This is a genomic window from Serratia sp. NFX21, from assembly GCF_048517035.1.
GTDB classification, from domain to species: domain Bacteria; phylum Pseudomonadota; class Gammaproteobacteria; order Enterobacterales; family Enterobacteriaceae; genus Serratia; species Serratia quinivorans.
Window position 1 is genome coordinate 5107892 of record NZ_CP183196.1, and the last position, 22208, is coordinate 5130099.

The 22208-nt window shown below is 57.4% G+C and carries 10 protein-coding genes; all 10 read right to left on the bottom strand.

What is annotated here, in order from left to right:
* Positions 1-2: 2 nt before the first annotated feature.
* A complete protein-coding gene (locus tag ACNT1W_RS23965) occupies positions 3-9065 on the bottom strand; it encodes a hemagglutinin repeat-containing protein (RefSeq protein WP_419246246.1) in 9063 nt (3020 codons plus the stop codon).
* 26 nt (positions 9066-9091) lie between these two features.
* Positions 9092-10765 (bottom strand): ShlB/FhaC/HecB family hemolysin secretion/activation protein, encoded by a 1674-nt coding sequence (locus tag ACNT1W_RS23970; protein ID WP_419246247.1) that lies wholly within the window; start codon positions 10763-10765, stop codon positions 9092-9094.
* Positions 10766-11052: 287 nt separating this feature from the next.
* A complete protein-coding gene (gene tldD / locus ACNT1W_RS23975; protein WP_012147099.1) occupies positions 11053-12498 on the bottom strand; it encodes a metalloprotease TldD in 1446 nt (481 codons plus the stop codon).
* A gap of 7 nt (positions 12499-12505) precedes the next feature.
* A complete protein-coding gene (nit1, locus tag ACNT1W_RS23980; RefSeq protein ID WP_012147100.1) occupies positions 12506-13366 on the bottom strand; it encodes a deaminated glutathione amidase in 861 nt (286 codons plus the stop codon).
* Entirely contained in the window at positions 13363-17178 is a 3816-nt protein-coding gene (yhdP, locus tag ACNT1W_RS23985) for an AsmA2 domain-containing protein YhdP (RefSeq protein WP_419246248.1), read from the bottom strand. The genes nit1 and yhdP overlap by 4 nt, the downstream gene beginning before the upstream one ends.
* 103 nt (positions 17179-17281) lie before the next feature.
* Complete coding sequence (gene rng, locus ACNT1W_RS23990; protein ID WP_012147102.1) at positions 17282-18751, bottom strand: ribonuclease G; 1470 nt, start codon at positions 18749-18751, stop codon at positions 17282-17284.
* Positions 18752-18789: 38 nt separating this feature from the next.
* Positions 18790-19374, bottom strand: a complete 585-nt coding sequence (locus ACNT1W_RS23995) for a Maf family protein (RefSeq protein WP_012147103.1) — start codon at positions 19372-19374, stop codon at positions 18790-18792.
* Between the two features lie 10 nt (positions 19375-19384).
* Positions 19385-19873 (bottom strand): rod shape-determining protein MreD, encoded by a 489-nt coding sequence (gene mreD, locus ACNT1W_RS24000; protein WP_012147104.1) that lies wholly within the window; start codon positions 19871-19873, stop codon positions 19385-19387.
* Positions 19870-20874, bottom strand: a complete 1005-nt coding sequence (mreC, locus tag ACNT1W_RS24005) for a rod shape-determining protein MreC (RefSeq protein ID WP_026142554.1) — start codon at positions 20872-20874, stop codon at positions 19870-19872. Before mreC ends, mreD begins: the two co-directional genes overlap by 4 nt.
* 94 nt (positions 20875-20968) lie before the next feature.
* Positions 20969-22012 (bottom strand): rod shape-determining protein MreB, encoded by a 1044-nt coding sequence (gene mreB, locus ACNT1W_RS24010; RefSeq protein ID WP_012147106.1) that lies wholly within the window; start codon positions 22010-22012, stop codon positions 20969-20971.
* Positions 22013-22208 lie beyond the last annotated feature (196 nt).

Here is a 22208-nt window from a genome sequence, read left to right on the forward strand (position 1 = left end):
AGTTACCTCACCACCGTCTTACCCGGGAACGTATTGACCAAATTACCTTTCTTATCAGTGATGACCGTCATAATTGACGTTGGCATACTGTTGTTCATTGCATCAACACCAATATTTTTCCCCATATCCACAGTACGAATATAGTTACCAGTAGATGGTGAGTATTGCACCGGTGTCTTCACAACAGTATCTGACTGCAAGACAGTCTTCAGTTCATCCTTCGTCATTGTGAAGTGTGATTTATTAGCTCCCCATTCACCACCATGTTTCTTCCAGGAGTATTCAAGCCCTGAGGCTGTCGAGCCATCACCATTTCTGAGGTTGACCCTTGACTGAACGATCGAGCCTTTCCAGACTTCCTTCGCGGTATTGGCCGCCACAGCTTCAGCCTTAGCCGCCGTCGCCTCTGCCGCTGTCTTACCGATACCCACCGCACCACCGGCACCTACACCACCCGGCACGATGGCTTCCGACATCTGGATACCAGCATTATTAAGGCACAGCACTACATTACCCGCACAGGTCTGTATCGCCGCCTTGGCTGCTGCCGCTAGCTCCGGTGTCGCAGCGGCCAGAACGCCACCACCAAGCCCGGCTGGCAAAGCAACCATCAGCGCATCGTTCATCGCCAAACCTTTCTGGCAGGATGCTGAACTTGAGTCAGTGCTGCAAGACGCAATATTCTTGCCGTGTTCCTGCACGAACTTGGTCTGAGTTTCCTCATTCCCGCCCAACAAGTTATTCTCAACCGCATTCTTAGCGGCTTGCGAACCTGTCACCACACCTGCGCTGCTGTCTGAGACGAGACCTCCCGCCAGCCCTGCGGCCAGCTGGCTCAGCGCACTGACCTGCTGTTTCTCGCTTTCTGTCAGGTCCGAGATTTTACGGCCCTGGAACATCTCACTCAGTATCACCCGCGCTACCAGCTCGCCACCACCGGCCCCTACCGCACCCGCTACCGCCGACTGGTTGTTCAACTGCGCGGTTATCGCACCCAGCACCGCATGCGCCATCGCGTTGGCGGCCACGTTGTCATCACCGATACGCGCTTTGATCTCTCTCGCCAGATACGGTGCCGCGCCGCTCGCCAGTGCACCGGCAAGATTGTTCCCCGCCAGCGCCTGCAGCGCCCCCGTCACCGCCTGTGCGGCTCTTTGTATATCGCTGCCGGTACCGTATTCCTTCATCTCGGCTTGATATTCCGGCGTTTTACGCAACGCTTTCGCGTCCAGCCCCGGATGCTTATCCTTCGCCGCCTTCAGCCCATTAATATCACCCTGGGTGCGGATAACATCCATCGTCTGTCCGGCGATCTCACCAATCAGCTGCGCCTGCTTCAGCCGGTTCTGCTCTTTCTCCTTGTCGAATATCTGTCCGATACTGCCGTTGGCGTTATCGGTATCGCGACTGAGTTGATTAACGTCCTGCTGCTGGTTGGCCTGGTCCCGAATGACCACGCTACCGCCCGACACTGCCGCCTGCGTGGTGCCTTCTGCATGCCCTTTATTACCAGCGCCGGACAGGGCTGCGCCCGCCAGATTGGTTAGCAAGTCGGCCCCTACCGGGCCACCGCTGCTGATGCTGCCCCCCTGATGCTCGGCCTTGAAATCCGCCTGATTATGGATATCACTGAAGCCCAAGGTGCCGGTATCAAGGCGGTTTTTATCCGCCGTAGCCGTGCTGGCAATCACCGCGCCATCTAACTGCGTATGCTCGCCCACCTTAACATCATAGCCGCCCTTGCCGGCAAACAGACCGGTTTGCTCCTGCACGCTGTCATAATTACTGTGCAGTTTGTCACGACTCATGCTCAGGCTGGCGGAGCCACCGGCACCGATGATGGCCACGCTGACGCCACCACTGACGCTGGTCTGTTTGGCGTCGTAATTATCGCTATCCTGCTGGCTTTGCAACGTCAGGTTACGCCCGGCATCCACCTTCACCGTTTCGCCACTGGCCTGCGCACCCGACAACAGGGTATCCCGACCGCTATGCAGCGACAGTTTGCCGCCACTGTCTATCGTCGTTTCACTCCAAAACGTGCCATCGCCATGCTCGCTGCCCTGGCTCTTGTTGGCATTGGCGAACACGCTCAATCCGGTCTGTTGCCCTACGCCAATACTGACGCCGATATTGCCGCCGCTGCTCTTGTTGCTGCCCTCGGTCTTCTGCGTATTGGCTGCGCCCAGCAGCAACACATCCCGCTCGGCACTCAGGGTGGTGCCGCCCCCTGCTTTGAGCTGGCTGCCCACTACGGCAATATCGCCACTGTCGGCCGAGTTACCCTTGCCGGTGGCCGTCACCTGCAAGTTATTACCGGCGTTGAGCGTCGAGCCAGTAACTGAGGTTTGCTCCTGATGCTGTTTCGACGACGATTTCTGTGCCCCCAGCGAGACACTGATACCTACCATGCTGCCTTCTTCGGTATCGGTATTGCCGACTTGTGCCAGTTGCCCTGCCTGAACGGCCTGCACGCCAGATAAGGCTGCTTTGGTGCCCTGCAATGCTGCCAGCCGACCATTAGTCTCCTGCTTCGCCTGCTGGGCCGTCGTTACCGCCGTGTTGATGGCGCTACCAACCGTGCCGGACAAGGCGAGGCTCAGACCACTTTGTTTCTGTTCAAAGGTTTCATCACGACGACGGATATCCTGACCCGGATCGATTTGTACGCTATCTCCCGTCACCGACAGGTTCTTATCCGCAATCACGTCCGCGCCGCCGATATGCGCCTTGGCACCGGCCACGATATTCACGTCGCCACCGGTAGAGCCAATGGTGCTGACGCTCTGGCTTTGGGTGGTGCCGTCTTCGTTCAACTGATGACGGGAAGATTTGCTGCCGAAGGTCACGCCGATGCCACCGCCGCTGAACATGCCGCTGGTTTTTTTCTCGTTCAGCCGATAACGGGATTGCTCCTCGGTGGCTGCCACAATGTCGACGTTATTGCCTGCCTGCAGGTTTACCTTGCCGTCGCCGACCACCGTCGAGCCTTGCACCTTGAGATCGTTACCGGCATTGAGTGAGACATTGTTCCCGCTCAGTAGCCCGCCTTTCTCGTGGGTGGCGTAATCCTCTTCCACCGTATGGGTGGTGGTTTTGGACATCAGGCCTTTTTTGACCTTGGTCTCTTCAAAGAAGCTATAGTCGCTTTCGGTGGCGCTGTTCAGCGCGATATCACGCCCGGCGCTCACCGCCACGTCACCGCTGGCCTGGGCCTGGGTGGCGTTAAGGGTCGCGTCCCTTCCGGCCTGAATGCGCGTGTCGCCACCGCTGGCGATTTCAGTGCCCTGCTGGCGTATGGACTCGTTTACTCGCTGTTGGCGACCGCCGTGGCTTTCCTGATATTCCCGGCTTTGTTGAGTATTGAGGTTAACGTCACGCCCGGCGCGGAGTTCAACGTCGTTATCCGCCACCAGCGCCGCCGCCTGCGAATTCAAATCGCGACCGGCCTGCAACTGCAGCTCCCCACCGCTGGTGAGGGTGCTGCGCGTCGCACCGCTGCTGATGTGTTCGCTACCGTCGGTTTTCTGACGGCTCCCCTGTTCGGCGGTTTGCAGATTGATGTCACGTCCGGCTGTTAATGCCGCATCACCCTTGCTGCCGATTTGGCTGGCAACCAGGTTCAGATCCTGCCCGGCGTTGACGTTTAGCGCCCCACCCGCACTGATTTCAGTGGCCAGGCTGCCATGGGTTTCATTTTCTTTTAGCCCACCGCCCCAGCGGCCGCCGTCTGACTTATCGACGCGAGAAGTGTTATTGGTAAGCAGGTTGATGTCGCCACCCGCCCGCAGATCCATTGCACCACCAGAAGTAACCTGCGCCCCGGTAACATCGATATTGTTACCGGCCTGCATATTCAATGTATCTCCGGCGCGGATCACGGCGGTATCACCGATTTCGGTACGCGACAGCGTCAGCGATTGGCCACCCAGGGTACCGGTGGCATCCCACTGGCGGGCCTGGGTTTTATTGATAATGCTGCCGTCCTGGCTTGCAAGCGCCACCCGCTGCCCACTGATGGTCGAGCCGATATTGCTGATATCCCCAATAGCGTTCAAACTCAGCCCATCGTTAGCGTTGATCATCCCCTGATTAAGATTGCTGATGCCTGCCTGGCTGTTGACGTTCAGCCGCTCACCGCCCTGCAGCGTGCTGGCGTCGTTACGGATGTTGCCACCGTTCAGGTTAACCTTGTTGCCCGCAATCACGCTGCCGCTCAGTGGGGCGACGTCAGCTTTGGCCAAGTACAGTTTTGGTGCCAGCACCGTCTGGCCGTTGACCGTCACCTTCTCCCACCAGACGATGCTGTGCTCCAGCTGTGAAACCTGTGCCGGTGTCAGGCCGATGCCAAACTGCAACTTCAGACCGCTCTGCACCCGTGCCGCGTTGTCGATTAACTGCTGCATCTGCGCCAGTTCTGATCCGACGCCGTTAAGATAGCGCTGACCGGTCTGGCTGAGCATCGCGTTGCTGATGTAACGGGTATCGAACGCCGCATCGCCCAGGAAACGGTAGTCGTAATCTGGGTTTAACTTTAAGCGGTCGAGGAAATAGGCCGAGCCGATAAACTGCTTCTCGTTGGTGAAACGGCTGTCGCTTTCACGCGGGGCCGCACCCGGCTGTTGGCCCAGCATGGCGTAGAGATCGTTGAACAGGCTGTTGTCCAACTGGCCCAGGCCGTCCAGTTTGGGATTGGTGGTGATCAGATAGGGGCTGTTCGGGTCTTCGGTCACGACAAAACGACCGTTGCCACCGGTTGGCAACGGGTAATCCGCCAGATTGTCTTTCCACTCCGGCGAACCAAACACTACGCTTTGATCCTTCGCCAGGGCTTGTTGTTCTACCGCATTGACGGCTTCCGGCTGTTGCAGGCTATCCAGCGTCGGCCGCGCCAGAGTGTGGCTGAGGCTACCGGCGTTCGGGGTCACAGCGGTATTGCTGATATCGTCGGTAAACTTGGCGTTGACTGCACCGCCAGCCTGGATCACTGAACGATAGACACCGTCGTCGGTGCGTTCAGTGCGCACGTCTCCGCTGGCTTTATAGTGGATATTTTTGTCGTCGATTTTCCCTTTGGCGTAATTATTGATTGCAGAGACCGCGGACACCTTCGGCGTATTATCCGAGCCCGGCAACGGCGGTTTTTGATAGGTATAGGTTTGATAACGTGTTTCTGTACCCGCAGCCCATGACTGGTTGTTCAGCGTGCTGCCGGTGAGCGCAATATCCCCATCGGCCAAAATATCGCTGGCCAGATTATCCAGCGTCGTGGCATTCAACGTCATATTGCGGCCGGCGGCAATGCGCGCCGCGCCGCCCGAGCTGCTGACCGTCACCTTGCTGGTCGACAATGCCAGCTCTTTTGTGGTGGCATACGGCGAGGCGTAGGTATAGGTCTTGTACACTTCACGCGCAGCATCCCCCGCCATTTGACGCATGGTCTCCACGGTGTAATAACCGTACTCGTCATCGTTAAAGAAGCTCAGCGGAATGCTGGCCGTGGCCCCGTTCAGCCAGTCGTATTTTTTGGTCAGATCTTCCTGCGTAACCGAGGTTTTCAGCCCATCACGCTGATTAAGCAGATGCGCGGTTTTGATCTGAATATCGCCGGTTTCGGTCTCGATGGTGCCCGAGGTGTTGACGATCTGGCTGTTGGTATTACCGTCGGCGTCTTTCTGCATCCACAGTTTGTTGGCTGCCAGAATGTCGCCACGCTGGTTGGTGATACGATCAGCCAGCAACTTCATATCGACGCCGGCGTACAGCATGCCGCTGTTGAGTAATGAGTTGGCGGCACTCAACAGCAGAGTACCGGCGGTGCCGATAAAACCGTTGTTGCTGATGTCGCCACGGCTCAACAGCTGCACCAATCCGCCCGACTGCAGGCTGGCGGCGGCGTTTTGAGTTATCCCGGCGGCTTCGAGGCGCATTTCTCCGCTGCCGCCACGCAATGAACCGGCGTTGCTCAACTGACCGCCGCTGCGAACATCCACACTCTGGCCCTGAGTGGCGCCCTGCAGCAGAATATCGCCGTCGCTGGTCAGAACCAGCGCTTTGCCCACCGCCAGGGTGCCGCTCTGGGTGAAGGCGTCTTTCAGCGTCAACGTCATGTTGCCCAGCGCCACCAATTGGCCGTACTGATTCAACAGGGTGCTGGCCAGTGAAATATCGCCGCCACTCAATAGCTTGCCGCTGTTCTGGTTATCAATCTGCCGCGCTTTGAGGCTCATCTGGCTTGTCGCCAGCAGCGTGCCGGTGTTATCCAGGCTGTCCGCCTTCAGTTTTAAATTACCGCCCTGCAACGTCCCTTTATTATTCAGAGTATCCAGCGTGAGCTGGTTATCGCCGGAGATGCTCAATGTGCCGCTGTTATCCAACGTCGTGCCGGTGAACGTCAGGCTGTCGGCCTGCAGCAAGCCGCTGTTGTTCAGCGTCGGTGCTTGCAGACTCAGCGCACCACCTGCCATCAGGTTACCTGAGTTGATCAACTGAAGATCCAACTGCAGCGCGCTGCTGCCATCACCCTGCAGATCCCCGGCGTTATTGAGCTCTTTAGCCTCAAGCTGCAACGTCCCCAGACTGCGCACATTGCCGCCGGCCAGGTTATTGAATATGCCGCTTAGCTTGGCCTCGAGGCTTTTTTGCCCCTGCAGCCTGCCGCTGTTGGTCAGGTCTGCAGCGCTTAACTTCAATTCTTCTGCCTGTATATGACCCTGGTTGTTCAAGGTCAGCGCCGTCAGGTTCGCTTTGCCATTGGAGAAAATCTTGCTGCCGAGATCGGCATCAAGATCGCCGCTCAGATCCAGTTTGATCCCCTTAGCCGCCTGCAGCGTACCTTTATGATCCAACTGCCGCGCAGTCAGCGTGATACGATCCCCCTGCCATAATCCGCTGTTATTAACCGTCGCCGCCTGGGCCGTTAATTCGCCTTCGCTGAGCAGCTTGCCCCCAGTAGCGTTGGTCAAATCCTTAGCCAACTGCAACGCCAGCTTTTGTACACCGTGCAGGTTGCCGGTGTTGTTCAGCGATTCGCTTAACACCAGATCCAGCGTCTGGGCACCCATCAGCCCACTGTTCACCAGGTTATCGCCGCGTAGCTCCAGCCGCTGGTCGGCCAGCAGATCCCCCTGCTGATCGAGCTGTTTTACCTTCAGCGTGGCGTTCTCAGTGGCCTTCAGGTGTCCGCGCTGCTTCAGCGAGTCTCCGCCCCAGTCAATATTGCGCGCGTCTATTTCGCCGCTGTTATCCGCCGTGGCGGCAGAAAACTTCAAATCCTCCAGCGTGTTGAACACGCCGGCCAGCTGCGCGTCTTGCGCAACCTTGAGCTTCATGTCCTGTTTGGACTGGGTGCGGGCGCCGGCGGTAGACAGCAGTTTTTTTGTCTCTATCGTCAGGCCGAGTTCACTGGAAAGCAGCCCGCCGAGCCGTACATCATCGGCGTTGAGGGTGATATTGCCGTCGCTCAGCAGCGATGAGCCCAGCTCGGTTTTCAGAGAGCCGGTGCGATCAAGGGTGACACCCTGCTTGCCGCTGGCGCTTCCGGCCAGTAAAAATTCACCCGCCTGTACCGTCAATGGGCCATCGGCAAGCAGTGAGCCCGCGACATTAAACCTGTCGCGTACCCGCAGTTCGAGTTGTTGTTGGGAACCGATCGCCCCCTTATTGTCGACACCGTTGGCGGTGATGGTCTGCATTCCCCCCGCTTGCAACTGCCCAAAGTTAGCGAGTTGGTTGCTGGTCAGGTTCTGCGTGCCCTGAGCCTGGATCAGGCCGCTGTTGGTCAGGTTCTGTGTCTTAACACGGCTGTCGCGATTGGCAGCCAGCTGGCCAGCGTTGGTCAGATGATTGGCCTGCAACTGCAGATCGCGTCCAGCGGTCAGGGTGCCCTGCCAGTTGCCGTCGCCGCTGAGCGTCAGGTGGATATCACCTTCGGCCGTCAGGCTGCTGTTTTTATCGCTGCTCAGGCTGGCAGCATCCACTTGCAGGCGGCCGTCCGTATCGGCTTTGCCCGCCTGCAGTTTGCCTGCGGCAGTCAGTTGCATATCCCCTTTGGCGCTCAGCGTGGCCTGACTCATGGCAATATCGCCACGGCTATTCAGGGTAAGCGCCTGCCCGGCCTTGTGGTTGCCGCTGAGCGTTATTCCCGCCGCAGTGGCATTCAGGCCGCCCTGCGCCAGGGTTTTATTCAGTCGCAGTTGGCCATTGGCATCCAGCTGAATATCGCCTTCACGCGCGGTGAGGTTGCCGAGGTTGACTCCGACCCCTTTTTCACTGGACACCAAATGAATGCGGTTGGCGTACATACCGCCAAGGGCGCCGGTGTCGATGGCCACCTTGGGCACGTCGCCATTACCGGCGATCGCCGTGGCCTTGCCGGTAGCGTCCACCCGGTTAGCCCCGAGCGTGATGTTGAGATCTTTGGCATACAGTTGAGCGTTAATCTCGGTAGCGCGGGCGATCAGGGCGAATTTGTCGCTCTTGCTGGCGTCCAGCCCCTTGCCCTGAATGGTGATCGCCCCTTGGGTGACTTCCAGCGCCTGCAGCTTGCCGTCGGCACCCAGCACCGGTTTGCCGGTGGTCAGCGTCGCGTTAGGGGTGTTGATAAAGCCGCAGCCGTCGCAGGTGATGCCATAGGGGTTGGCGACCATCACGCTGGCCTGCTTACCTGCCACCTCCAGGTAGCCCTGAAGCCGTGAAGGGTTCGGCGCCACCACCTCGTTGATAATGCCCTGCGCTTCCTTGCCGGCCTGCAGGTTGGGGTTGTTCTGGATCAGGCCGCCAAGCTGGCTCTGGTTGAGCTGACCGGTGGCGTTGTTGAGGATCACGCCCTCTTTGCCGACGTTGAAATCGTTGTATTTGTTATGGGAAATACCGGCCTGATTCGGCGTGGCAATGTTGACCACCGGCACGCCGTTGGCGGCCTGATCGACACGGGTATTACCTTCGGCCACGTTAACGCCTTCGGCCAGCGCCGGCAGCAGCGGCTGCCCGGCCAGTAACATGCACAGGGTGTAGCTCAGCAGACGCTGAGGGGTATTAAGCGGTTGATTCTGTTTACGCTTCATCCTTGAAACCTTCCTGTACAGTAGCGTTAAAGTACGATATTCACCCGGTAGTAAACCGAAACCCGATCCGGCTTCAACCAGTCGGGATAAGCCAGCGGCCAGCCGACGGTCAGTTGGCTGCCGAAATAGCGCCCGCGGCTGCCCAGCCCCACTGCGCCGCCCCACAGCGTGCCGGAGGCGTTAGCATCCAGCTTGTCACGCTGTAAATAGCCACCATCGAGCGCCGCCAGGGCGTTGATGCTGCCGAGGTACGGCAATGTCACCAGCGTGCGATTGACCTCGTTACGCCAGTAACCGCCCTTGTCACCAGAAAGGTATTGTTCCTTGAAGCCACGCACAGAGCTTTCGCCACCTATCGTCAGGCGTTCGCTGCCGTACAAACGATGGTTACTCCACTGGCTGTAAAGACTGGTGAGATAGGTCCAATCTTGCGCCAGCGGCAGATAGTAGCTGCCGGAAAGCGAAAGCTTGTGAAACTCGGCCCGGGGCGCTTCCTTGATTTTTCCGCTGTCATTTTCTGCGCCCAGCCAGGGGACACCACGGCTGTAGGCCGGGTTCAGGGTAGCGAAACCCCCGAGCAATTTCTGGCTATGGCTGACTCCCAACGTCACGCTGGTCAGCTTGCGGCTGCTGCTTTCCAGCCGGGTATCATTGAGGTAATTGCGATTGATGCGGTGCGTCAGCCCCAGCGACAGGCCGGTTTTCATTTCGCCGTCACGGAACAGCACCCGCGAAACGCCCAAACGATGGGTCTGGCTGTCACCGCTGGATCGCCAGTCAAAACCCTGGTTATTGAGCGTGGTCAGGTAATCGCTGTAGGAATAGTTGTAATCCAGCGTCCAGTAGCCGTAGGGCAGGCTGACACCGGTTTGTACGCTGCGTGCGTTGTGATCGTTGGCAAAATCACTGCTGCGGGCGCCGGCGACAAACCATTGGTCCGCCAACCCGAGCAGGTTATTGCCGGTCAAGGATCCGTTGATCTGCCCGCTCCCGGTGCTTTTTTGCCCGCTGTTGTCGAAACCCAGCCCCAGCATCAGCGGAAATTCGGGTTTGGCGCTCAGATTGACCAATGAGTAACCCGGTTGGCTGCCGGGCAGGATTTCTATCTGCACCGGTTGCTGACGCAGGCGGTTAATCTGCTCCATGCCCTGCTCGATATCACGCAGGTTAAGGATCTTGCCCTGCAGGCCCGGGAAGGCCATTTTCAGCATCCGATCGTCCTGCTTTTCCAACTGAATTTTCTCCAGCTTGCCTTCCAGCACCAGTAACCGCAGTTCGCCACGCGACAGATCCTGCTCGGTCAGAAATGCGCGGCTGGTGATATAGCCACGGCTGATATACCAGTCAGAGATCTGCTGCACCAGCGTTTGGATTTGCCCCAGATTCAGGCATTGCTGTAGGTAATTCTGGGTGAGTTTACGTTGCGCGCTGGCAGGCAGATGCTCGGCGCCTTCCAGTTGAATTTGGGTGATGGTGAAACAAGGACCGCCCGCGTTGGCGCTGGGTGCCGGGGTTGCTGGCAAGGTCGGCGTCAGGCTGCGTTGCAATTCCTGTCGCTGCTGCTGGTTTTGTTCCAGTAATTCGCGCTGCTGTTGTTGGATCGTGTCGCGGTCCGCCGGGCTAAGCAGGTTAGCGCCGGTGGCGGAAGAAAAGAAAATGCACAGCAAAGCAGCCGAAAGCCGTTGAGTAACTGAATCCATTCAGAAGACCATCCGTGTGTTTTTTCAGCATTTTAACGACAGGACGGGGAATGTAACAAGGTTGAATCATTAGCCAATGAGGTAGTTCAGGCCGATTGGTAGAGAAAATACCTAAGCCAAACCGCAGAAAATCACCTGTAATAGTTAAATATAATTCATTGATTCGCACGAAAAGGAAAAAACAGTGGATCGCTCTTTATTTCAGCTAAACCCAAAAATTGCTGCTAATGCGATGAGCGCCGCAAAACAGAAACTGATAGGGGCCGTGAACCGGCCCCTGGAAAGTATTACGCGGTACCACCGACGGTCAGGGTGTCCAGTTTCAGGGTCGGTTGACCAACCCCCACCGGCAGGCTTTGCCCCTCTTTACCGCAAACGCCGACGCCTTTATCCAGCGCCAGATCGTTGCCCACCATCGAAATCTGCTGCATTGCCTCAATACCGGAGCCGATCAGCGTGGCACCCTTCACCGGCTTGGTGATGCGGCCTTTTTCGATCAGGTAGGCTTCGGTGGTGGAAAACACAAACTTGCCTGAGGTGATATCCACCTGGCCACCACCAAAGTTCGGCGCGTACAGGCCGTATTCAACGCTGGCGATGATCTCTTCCGGCGTAGACTTGCCCGCCAGCATGTAGGTGTTGGTCATGCGCGGCATCGGCAGATGCGCATAGGACTCACGGCGGCCGTTACCGGTCGGCGCAACGCCCATCAGACGCGCATTGAGTTTGTCCTGCATATAACCTTTCAGGATACCGTTCTCAATCAACATGTTGTACTGGCCCGGCACGCCTTCGTCGTCGATCGCCAGTGAACCTCGTAACCCCTGCAAAGTGCCGTCATCCACCACCGTACAAAGCTCGGAAGCCACCAACTGGCCCATCTGGCCGCTGAAGACCGAAGTACCGCGACGGTTAAAGTCGCCTTCCAGACCATGGCCCACCGCTTCATGCAGCAGGACGCCCGGCCAGCCTGCGCCCAGCACCACCGGCATATTACCGGCTGGGGCTGCAACGGCAGAAAGGTTAATCAATGCCATGCGCACCGCTTCTTTGGCGTAGGCGTCGGCACGGACTTCGCCATCGGCGATTTCCAGGAAATAGTCATAGCCGAAACGGCCACCGCCGCCGCTGGAACCGCGTTCACGCTTGCCGTCTTGCTCCACCAGTACGCTGACAGACAAGCGCACTAATGGGCGAACGTCCGCAGCCAGAGTACCGTCGGTGGCCGCCACCAGAATTTGTTCATACACGCCGGTGATACTGGCGCTAACTTCCTGCACCCGCTTATCGGCCGCGCGGGCTACCTTGTCAATGCGGTGCAACAGGGCGATTTTCTCTTCCCGCGGCAGGCTTTGCAGCGGATCGAGCAGGGGATACAGCGCCTTATGGCTGATTTCACCCAAGGTATGCACCTGACCATTACCGCTGTCACGCACTATGCTGCGCGCGGCATGGGCACTTTGCTGCAAGGCGTTCAGGGTGATTTGATCGGCATAGGCGAAGCCGGTTTTCTCGCCGCTCACGGCGCGTACTCCAACCCCTTGGTCGATATTGTAAGAGCCATCCTTGATGATACCGTCTTCAATCACCCAGGCTTCGTGGTAGCTCGACTGGAAATAGAGATCGGCGTAATCGAGGCGGCGTTCGGCCAGTTGCCCCAGGACGGAAAACAGATCCTGGTGGCTCAGCTTATTGGCAGCAAGTAACTGCTCACTGACAAACGTCAGGCTCATAATTTTTTCACTCTTTAATGGAGAATTTGTTGTCAAACGGCGCCGTCAGCGACGTCTGGAATCGGTTGTGTTGCAATACCGGCATCTGCTCGCGAATGGTTTTGAGGCCGGTTATATCGACCCGAACTTTCAACGCCGATACCGCATCGGGGTTTTCAGCCAATACCTTGCCCCAGGCATCCACCGCCAGCGAATGGCCCCAGGTGCGACGAGTCGGGCCATGGCTGCCAACCTGTGCCGGCGCCAGGATCACACACTGGTTTTCTATCGCTCTGGCGCGCAGCAAAATTTCCCAGTGTGCCTCACCGGTCACACGAGTAAAGGCCGCCGGTACGGAAATCAGTTCAGCGCCCTGTGCCCGTAACGCCTGGAACAGCGCCGGGAAGCGCAGATCGTAGCAGATTGTCATGCCAAGCCGCCCGACCGGGGTATCCACTACCTGGAGCTCTTGGCCATGCTGATAGGTATCCGACTCCCGATAATGGCCGTGAGAGTCGTTAATGTCCACGTCGAACATGTGCAGCTTGTCATAGCGCGCGCGGATCTCGCCCTGGTCGTCGAACAGCAGGCTGCTGGTGGTGATCAGCGCAGGATTTTCACGGCTGACCAACGGCATCGACCCCACTAGCAGCCAGACACCATAACGCCGTGCCATCTCGCGCACCGCATTCTGCAGCGGCCCGTCGCCCTGGCGTTCAGCATGTTCACGATAAGCCGCAGAATTGGCGAACAGCAGCGCGTTCTCCGGCGTCATCACCAGTTTTACCCCGGTATTGAGCTGCTTAATCTGCTGTTCAATCTGGGCCAGGTTATCACGCACCCGATCGCCACTGCACAACTGTAACAACGCAACGTTAGCATTTCTCATGACGCCTTATCCTCCTTTGGCTTACGCAGGACCTCGTTGACCTTCGGCTGGTCCAAATCACCGCTGATGTGGTAACGAATCAGCGAGATCTTACTCCACAGCGGCCCCAACACCTGCGAGGCAGCAAACACCGCCGCGCCGACAATCGGGTTAATCACGAATGCCGTCGCCACACCGACAGTGGTCGAAATGGCCGGTGCGACCACTGCTTCCATATCAATCCGGCGGCGCGCTAAATCGACCTGTCCGTTCATGGCGATATCCGCCGCCAGCCCGTCAACCAACAGGTTATCGGTATGCATTATGCCATCTTTCAGCCACGCGGTGCTGCGGATGGAGTCAAAGTAGAAACCTTTGCCGAAGGTATCACTGAAATCGAACTGCAACTTACGCAACAGGGAGTCGACACTGACCAAACGCAACAGCTGGCCGGCACGTCCACCGCCCATGCTGTCGATCTCACCCTTGCCCATATTGACCTTCATCGCACCGCTGAGGGTACTCATCTGCGGTTTCCACGGCGTGCCACGCCAGTACAGATCAAAATCAATGTCATAAGGCGCGCCTTTCAGCGGCGTGGTGATGCCGAAGAAAGCGGCGGTTTCGTCAATCTTGCCACCCAGCAGTTTGCCTTTCAGCGAGCTGCGTTCTTCCTGGGCGTTCTGCTTCCACAGGCCGCTGGCGGTCATGCGCCCTTTGCCGGTATCGACCAAGCCATGCTCCAGGGTCAGGGTATCACCCTGATTGGCCAGATCCGCCTCCACCTTGCCGAGGTTTTGCCCCATCATCCAGCACGACTTGCAGCGCAGCATCAACGACGGCCAGTCACGGAAAGAAACCTTTTCTGCCGCGGCCAGCGGGTTGGTCGCCGCCGTCGCCGTCCCCTTGCTATCGCTAAACTGCGGATTGTAATAAAGATAATTGATATCGGCACGCCACGGCCCACGATCCGTCACCCGCAGACTGCCGTCGACTTCATCGCCCTTGGCGCTGACCAGGGTGCCGCCGAGCTGTTTCTCGGCCGACAACGTCAGCTTGTGCCAGGCCTGACCGCCCAACAGCAGCTGCGGTGTTTTCAGCGCTACGGTGGTTGGGAAGTTGAAGCCGCCCACCTGGCCCGAGCCACCGCCTTGTTTTAACGCCGGTGCCATTAACCCCAACCACTTTTCACCGTCCAGTGGCGGCAGGTTTAGCGTCAAAGATTTACCGGCCGGTAAAGGTGGCGTTCCACCGCCTTCGGTTTGCCATGCCGCTCGTGCCAGCGTCACCTGCTGTTTGGCGAAGGTCCATTCGCTGTTGAAATGGTTCTGCTTGCCGGCGCTACCGGTTAGCATGAAGCCATTCAGGCCACCTTTCACTTTTACACTCAACGGCAGTGGCTCACCCGGCGGCTTATCCAGTGGAGAAGGTAAGTGACTGCTTACTTTCCTAAGGTCCGCATCAACGCCGATGTCATAGCTGGCGTTGCCCTTATGCGGCAAGGTAATGGCAACCTGGCCCTGCCACGGAGCACTGCCACTCAGGGCATCGGCGACTTCCTGCGGAATACCGGGGAATTTACCCGGCTGCCAGTCAGCCTTCAGACCCACATTGACCTTGTAGTCACTTTTACCTTCCAGCGTATTGAAATTCACCGCAACCGGCTGCCCGAACCAGTTGGCCGACAGGCTATCACTGGTCAGGTTGCCGTTATCGAAGCGGAACTTGCCGCTGACCTTTTGCAGCTCACTTTCGATCGGCTTAACCAGCAATGAGTTGTTGTTCAGCGCCACCTCGCCCGTGGCGCGCACCAGCTCGCCGTTCAAGGGGATGTCGAGATGTAAGCGCCCACTGACATTCCCGCCAATCTGCAGCTCATCCAGTGCAGCACCCAGTGAATCATGCAGAGGTGTCTGCTCGAAATAGTCATGGATTTCCTCACCCTGACCCGCCACGTCAGCATCAACCAACAGGCGCTCTTTCAGGTAGTCCGGAATGATGGCGGTAACATTTTTGCCATCGACTTTACCCAGTTTGGTCTGCGGAGCATTCATCCACAGCCCTTCATTGGCAAAATCGAGATCGATGGCCAGATCGGTCAATGCCGGCCAGTCCGGTTGGAACTGGAAGGTCGAATGGCGCAGCGGGACAAATACCTCAAACTGGCCTTCATGTTTACGGTAAGGGAAGTGCTGCGGGTCACCGTTGTAGAGCAGCGTGGCGTTATCCACCTGCCCGCCCTGAATGGCACCGCTGAGGTAGTCCACCAGGTGCTTGCCCATCAAGGGTTCCGGGAAGTAACGCCAGGCGTCTGCGGCATCATACAGGCGGATACCGGCCAGAATGCTCAGCCACGGATCCCCTTTGGCCGGCTGCTGGTAGCGGAAATCACCGTTCACCCACAGCGATTTGGCTTTCACATCCAGATTTTTACTCGCCAGCTCCCAGCCCTGTGGGTTGTTCAGCCAGGTTAACGCACCGCGCGCGCTGCTGACTTCCAGCGGGGCGCGGAACATGTCACCGTACGGCAAGGTGCTGTCGTTGAGATCAAGCTGCAGGCGGCCATTTTCTACACCGCCACTCAGCGCGCCAGAGAAATGATTTATCCCCGGTAACAGTTTCCACGGCTGCCAACTGACGTCCTGCCAACGGGCCTGGAAACGGGTTTTTTCCGGCTGTTTCAACGGAATATCCAACGCCAATGCATTGACCTTGCCTTGCGGTTGCAGGTCGTTCCAGCGCTCCAGCACGTCCGGGCTGAGGAATGAGAAGGTCGGCAATAGCGCAGACAGGCGTTCAAGCTGAATGTTGGTCGCTCGCACGCGTAGTTCTTCCGTCTGCCCCGGCCCCATAAACTCGGTATTTTCCGGCAGCCACAGCCCGGACAGCTTGCCCTGCGGCCAGGCCTGGCCGTCGGTGGCCAGGTTGAGCTGCGGCACCTCGACTTGCCAGCCGGTCCCCTGGCGGCTGAGCGTCAGCGCCAGATTGTCCACGTCCAGCCGGTGCTGTTGTTTGCCCACGTTCCAGTTGGCCGCGCCCTGCTTTAACAACGCACTGCCGCCGGCAATTTCACCGTTCTGTATTTGCAACCAGGCCGCCAGGCTAAAGTCAGCGCTTTCCAGGCCGGTATTGGCGCGTAACCAACGGGTGAACCAGGGCTTCATGTCAATATTATCGGCCTGCATATAGACCGTACCCACATTCAATAAACCCTGGTTATCACGCAGGTCCATTCGCAGCTGTACCACACCATGCTGGCCATTCAGCGTCGACAGGCTAATTTGCCCTTCGGCACGGTGGCGATCGCGCCCGTTAAGCCAGGTTAGCTGTGGAACCTCGAATTCGGCGCGCGCACCGGCAGGCGTAAGGAAGGAAAGGCGGCTGTCACGCAGGTTGAAGTGATCGACCTGATGCAGCAGCAAATCGCTGATTTTACCCGGCTCGATGGTGCTGCCCTTATGCTCTTCGCCACCCAAAGTGGTGTTGAGATCGAACTGGAGTTGGTAGAAGGTGAGATCGCGGAACTGCCAGCGCCAGTGCAACAGCGACTGCCATACGTCCAGCGCCAGGGTAACGCGTTCAATACGCAGATTGCTTTTGGGCAGCGTGGCACGCACGTTGCGCATTTCCAGCTGCGGGCCGAAGGTTTCCCAACTTCCCTGCATAAAGTCGATCTGCACCGGCACGCCGGAGAGGCTTTCGACCTTGGCCAACAGTTGCGGGCGGTAGTTGTTCAGTTCAGGCAGCGCCAAACGCAGCCCGCTGATCAGCAACGCCACGATGACAATCAGACTGGCGCCTGTAGCTAACAAAATCCCAGGCAGTCGCCTCACGCAGTTCTCCTTGCTTCCGCTGCCTGGCAACGGGATATCTATGCATGGGAGGCCCAGCATGCTGGGCCCCACCAATACCGGACTTTGGCCGCCAACGGGCGGACTACATCATGACAACGTCAAACTGTTCCTGGCTGTACAAGGGTTCGATCTGCACCTTGACCTGTTTGCCAACAAAGATTTCCACTTCGGCCAGCGCATGGGACTCTTCGCTTTTCAGCGCCTCACCCACCGCCGCAGAGGCGTAAACCAGGAAACGATCTGAATCATAAGCATGGTGCACGCGCACTATTTCACGCAAAATTTCGTAGCACACGGTTTCCACAGTTTTCAGGGTGCCGCGTCCATGACAAGTAGGACAATCATGGCACAGCACATGTTCAATGCTTTCACGCGTGCGTTTACGCGTCATTTCAACTAAGCCTAGCTGAGAGAAGCCGTTGATCGTGGTTTTTACCCGATCTTTACTCAGCGCCAGCTCCAGCGAATGCAGCACCCGACGACGATGTTCGTCATTATTCATATCAATAAAGTCGATAATGATAATGCCGCCCAGATTGCGCAGCCGCAGTTGGCGGGCAATCGCCTGGGTCGCTTCGATATTGGTATTAAAGATGGTTTCGTCGAGATTGCGATGGCCGACAAAGGCGCCGGTATTGATATCCACGGTGGTCATCGCTTCGGTCTGATCGATGATCAGGTAACCGCCGGACTTCAGCTCAACCTTACGCTCCAGCGCGCGCTGGATCTCGTTTTCGACATCATACAGATCGAAGATCGGCTGACTGCCGGTGTACAACTCCAGCTTGGCGGTAATATCCGGGATGTACTCACCGGTAAATTCCACCAGCAGATCGTGGGTCAGACGCGAGTCCACGCGGATCCTGTCCAGCGCCGCACCGGCGAAGTCACGCAAAATACGCTGCGCCAGCGCCAGCTCACCGTACAACTTGTATTTGGTCTGGTTGCGCTTTTTACGCTCCATCACCTTGGTCCACAGGCGTTTGAGGAAGGCAGCGTCTTGCGACAGCTCTTCTTCACCAATGCCTTCCGCCGCGGTGCGGATGATAAAACCACCCAGTTCATCACAGTAACCGGCGACGGCTTTTTTCAGGCGATCGCGCTCGGCTTCACTTTCGATACGCTGCGAAACGCCAACGTGCGCCGCCCCCGGCATGAACACCAGGTAACGCGAAGGCAGGGTGATGTCGGTGGTCAGGCGTGCGCCTTTGGTGCCTAGCGGATCTTTCACCACCTGCACCATCAAATCCTGCCCCTGGCGCACCAGCTCGGCAATATCGCGCACGTGGAAATTTTTCTGCTCATCGCCGGCGACACATTCGGTGTGCGGCATGATATCGGAGGCGTGCAGGAAGGCCGCTTTGTCCAGGCCGATATCGACGAATGCCGCCTGCATACCCGGCAACACGCGACTTACGCGCCCTTTATAAATATTGCCGACGATGCCGCGCTTGGATTCGCGCTCGATATGGATCTCTTGCAGGATGCCGCCATCAATATAGGCAACCCGCGTTTCAGACGGTGTGATATTAACCAGTAGCTCAGCTGTCATGCCTTCTCCTCAGAGCCGGTCGATAATGGCAGCGCCCATCAACCGGTTCTTACATCACGTAATGCGACAAAATTACTGAGCAGCTCATGTGTTTCGACCAACGGCAAGCCCATCACCGCGTGATAACTCCCGGTTATCGTCCTGACGAAACAACCACCCTTTCCTTGAATTCCATAGGCGCCCGCTTTATCCATCGGTTCGCCCGTTGCAATATAGTCGCAGATATCCTGTTGTGACAGGTTGCGGAATGTCACGTCTGTCACCACTAGTTGGCACAGAACATCATGGCGATCGGCGATCGCCACCGCGGTCATCACCTGATGCTGTTTACCCGACAGCGCCGCCAGCATTTGCGCCGCATGCGTTTCGCTTTGGGGTTTTTCCAGCACCCGGCCATTGAGCACGACAATGGTATCCGCGCCCAGCACCGGCCAGTCCTGCTGGGCCAGCGCCACGCCTGCCCTGGCCTTATCCTGCGCCAAACGGCGCACATAGACTTCCGCAGCTTCCCCTTCCTGTCGTTGTTCTTCGGTATCCGTCAGGATAATTTCAAACGCCACGCCCAACAGGGTCAGTAATTCACGTCGACGGGGAGAGCCGGAGGCCAGATAAAGCGAAGTCATTGATATACCCTTACTGTACGGCGAACTGACGGCGGATTTTGCGCATCAGCAGGAATAACCACGGCCACAGAATGCCGTTTACCACACTACTCCAGAACACCTCTGGGCGGAAAGAAACGTTGATCACTAAAAACTCGGCCCAGAACACCACAACATCCATCGCCAGTGACAATAGCACGACGATCAGCGCCTGTTGCCAGAGGGCCATGTTGCGGAACAGTTGGAATTTAAACGCGACCAGATAGGCAATGATCCCCAGCGCCAGCGCACGCACACCCAGCGTAGAACCGAGGATCAGATCCATAATCAACCCCAGCACAAAGCCGGTGCCGACGTTAACCCGGTGTGGCAGTGCCATTACCCAGTAGATCAGGATCAAGGCCAGCCAGGAGGGCCGGAACATGTAGATCTGTTCCGGCCACGGCATAATTTGCAGCACCAGCGCCACCAGGAATGACAGCCAGATTATCCAGCGCCCATTACTGCGGTAGCGATTCATTGGGTCACTCCCGCGGCCGGTGCGGCGGTTTGCGGCACTGCAACGCCGGTTGCCGGTGCCGGCAGTGGCTGTTGCGGCCCCATGGCATCGGCCGGTGGCAGCACCTGAGGCATCATCTGCATCAGCCGCTCATTGGCGACACGATGCACTTCGTCCGGCGGCAACGGCATATCGCCATTACGATCGGCACCCCATAGCAACAACAAATAGCGCAAACGCTGCAGACCCGCCGTCGGGCGTGCCTGGATCACGGTATAAGCCCGCTGGTTATCCACTTTAACCGAGGACACCACCGCCACCGGATAGCCTTCCGGGAAGCGGCCGCCCAGGCCGGAAGTGACCAGCACGTCGCCCACGCGAATATCGGTATTGTTCGGCAAGTGTTCGAGCTGTAAATCGTCGGCACAACCGCTGCCTGCAGCGATCACCCGGATATCATTGCGCAGTACCTGGATAGGCAGCGCGTGTGAAGCATCGCAGATCAGCAGCACGCGGCTGGTGACTTTCGCCACCGCGACTACCTGGCCGACGACGCCCTTATCACTGATGACCGGCTGGCCTTCATAAACGCCGTTGTCCGAACCTTTGTCGATCACCACCTGGTCGCTGTAAGGATCAGATCCGGTCGAGATCACCTGGGTGACCATTTTGTGTTCGTCCTGGCGCAGCGGCGAGCCTAACAGCTCACGCAAACGGGCGTTTTCCTGCTTGAATTGGCCAAGAAGAAGAATATCGCTGTTTTTCAGCAGCAGTTCCTGCCGCAGAGCACGGTTTTCCAGCTCCAGCTGTTGGCGGGTAGCCAGCGTTTCTGAAACGCTGTCCAAAACCTTACGCGGCCCATTGGCCAGAAAATAGAAAGGGCTGACGGCCGTATCCATGTAGTTACGTATTTTCACGAACGTACCGAGACGGCTGTCGGCAACGATCAGGCAGATAGCCACAATCACTGCTAAAAAAAGTCGTAGTTGCAGGGAAGGCCCCCTGCTAAAAATCGGCTTCATAAATTATGCGTGTTCCTCGACAACAGAAAGAGGAACCGTACCCGATTTTCGCTTTGCGCATTCATCCGATACGATTCCTCCTTCCTGGGGCTGACTATTCTTCGCTGAACAAATCGCCGCCATGCATGTCGATCATTTCCAACGCCTTGCCGCCACCGCGAGCTACGCAGGTCAGCGGATCTTCTGCCACGACTACCGGAATACCGGTTTCTTCCATCAGCAGGCGATCCAGGTTGCGCAGCAATGCGCCACCGCCGGTCAACACCATGCCGCGTTCGGAAATGTCGGAAGCCAGCTCCGGCGGACACTGTTCCAGCGCGACCATCACCGCACTGACGATGCCGGTCAACGGCTCCTGCAGCGCTTCGAGGATTTCATTGGAATTCAGGGTAAAGCCGCGTGGCACGCCCTCAGCCAGGTTACGGCCGCGAACTTCGATTTCATGCACTTCATCGCCCGGATAAGCTGAGCCGATACCGTGCTTGATACGTTCGGCCGTCGCTTCACCAATCAGTGAGCCATAGTTACGACGCACATAATTAATGATGGCTTCGTCGAAACGGTCACCGCCGATACGCACGGAAGAAGAGTAGACCACACCGTTGAGTGAAATCACCGCCACTTCAGTAGTACCACCACCGATATCCACCACCATTGAACCAGTCGCTTCAGAAACCGGCAGGCCTGCACCGATTGCCGCAGCCATTGGCTCTTCAATCAGAAACACTTCACGCGCACCGGCCCCTTGGGCGGATTCGCGGATGGCACGACGTTCAACCTGAGTTGCGCCGACCGGCACACACACCAGCACGCGCGGGCTTGGCCGCATGAAGCTGTTGCTGTGAACCTGTTTGATAAAGTGCTGCAGCATTTTTTCAGTCACGAAGAAGTCGGCGATAACGCCGTCTTTCATCGGACGGATAGCCGCGATATTGCCGGGGGTACGCCCCAGCATCTGTTTAGCCTCATGACCCACGGCCGCAACGCTCTTGGGTGAACCGGCACGATCCTGGCGAATGGCAACCACCGAAGGTTCGTTCAGTACAATGCCTTGCCCTTTAACATAAATCAGGGTATTGGCGGTACCCAAGTCGATGGACAAGTCATTGGAAAACATGCCACGAAATTTCTTAAACATAACTAAAGGATAATCCTGCAAGCTGGGGGCGGAAAATAAAATCCGCCTACTTTACCAACCACACGAAGCAGCGACAAGGCGCAAAAACGTTCTACTTCGGTGAAAAATAGTCTGTATTGTTTCTGCTCGAATGCACGGAAATTGGATGAGGCCTGAATTCCCTGAACAAAGGCTCAGTTTACCACCCTGTCAGCGC

What these genes read in the sequence shown, in the direction of transcription:
- ACNT1W_RS23965 (WP_419246246.1), bottom strand. Translation starts at nt 9,065, where the DNA reads ATGAAGCGTAAACAGAATCAACCGCTTAATACCCCTCAGCGTCTGCTG.
- ACNT1W_RS23970 (WP_419246247.1), bottom strand. Translation starts at nt 10,765, where the DNA reads ATGGATTCAGTTACTCAACGGCTTTCGGCTGCTTTGCTGTGCATTTTC.
- tldD (WP_012147099.1), bottom strand. Translation starts at nt 12,498, where the DNA reads ATGAGCCTGACGTTTGTCAGTGAGCAGTTACTTGCTGCCAATAAGCTG.
- nit1 (WP_012147100.1), bottom strand. Translation starts at nt 13,366, where the DNA reads ATGAGAAATGCTAACGTTGCGTTGTTACAGTTGTGCAGTGGCGATCGG.
- rng (WP_012147102.1), bottom strand. Translation starts at nt 18,751, where the DNA reads ATGACAGCTGAGCTACTGGTTAATATCACACCGTCTGAAACGCGGGTT.
- ACNT1W_RS23995 (WP_012147103.1), bottom strand. Translation starts at nt 19,374, where the DNA reads ATGACTTCGCTTTATCTGGCCTCCGGCTCTCCCCGTCGACGTGAATTA.
- mreD (WP_012147104.1), bottom strand. Translation starts at nt 19,873, where the DNA reads ATGAATCGCTACCGCAGTAATGGGCGCTGGATAATCTGGCTGTCATTC.
- mreC (WP_026142554.1), bottom strand. Translation starts at nt 20,874, where the DNA reads ATGAAGCCGATTTTTAGCAGGGGGCCTTCCCTGCAACTACGACTTTTT.
- mreB (WP_012147106.1), bottom strand. Translation starts at nt 22,012, where the DNA reads ATGTTTAAGAAATTTCGTGGCATGTTTTCCAATGACTTGTCCATCGAC.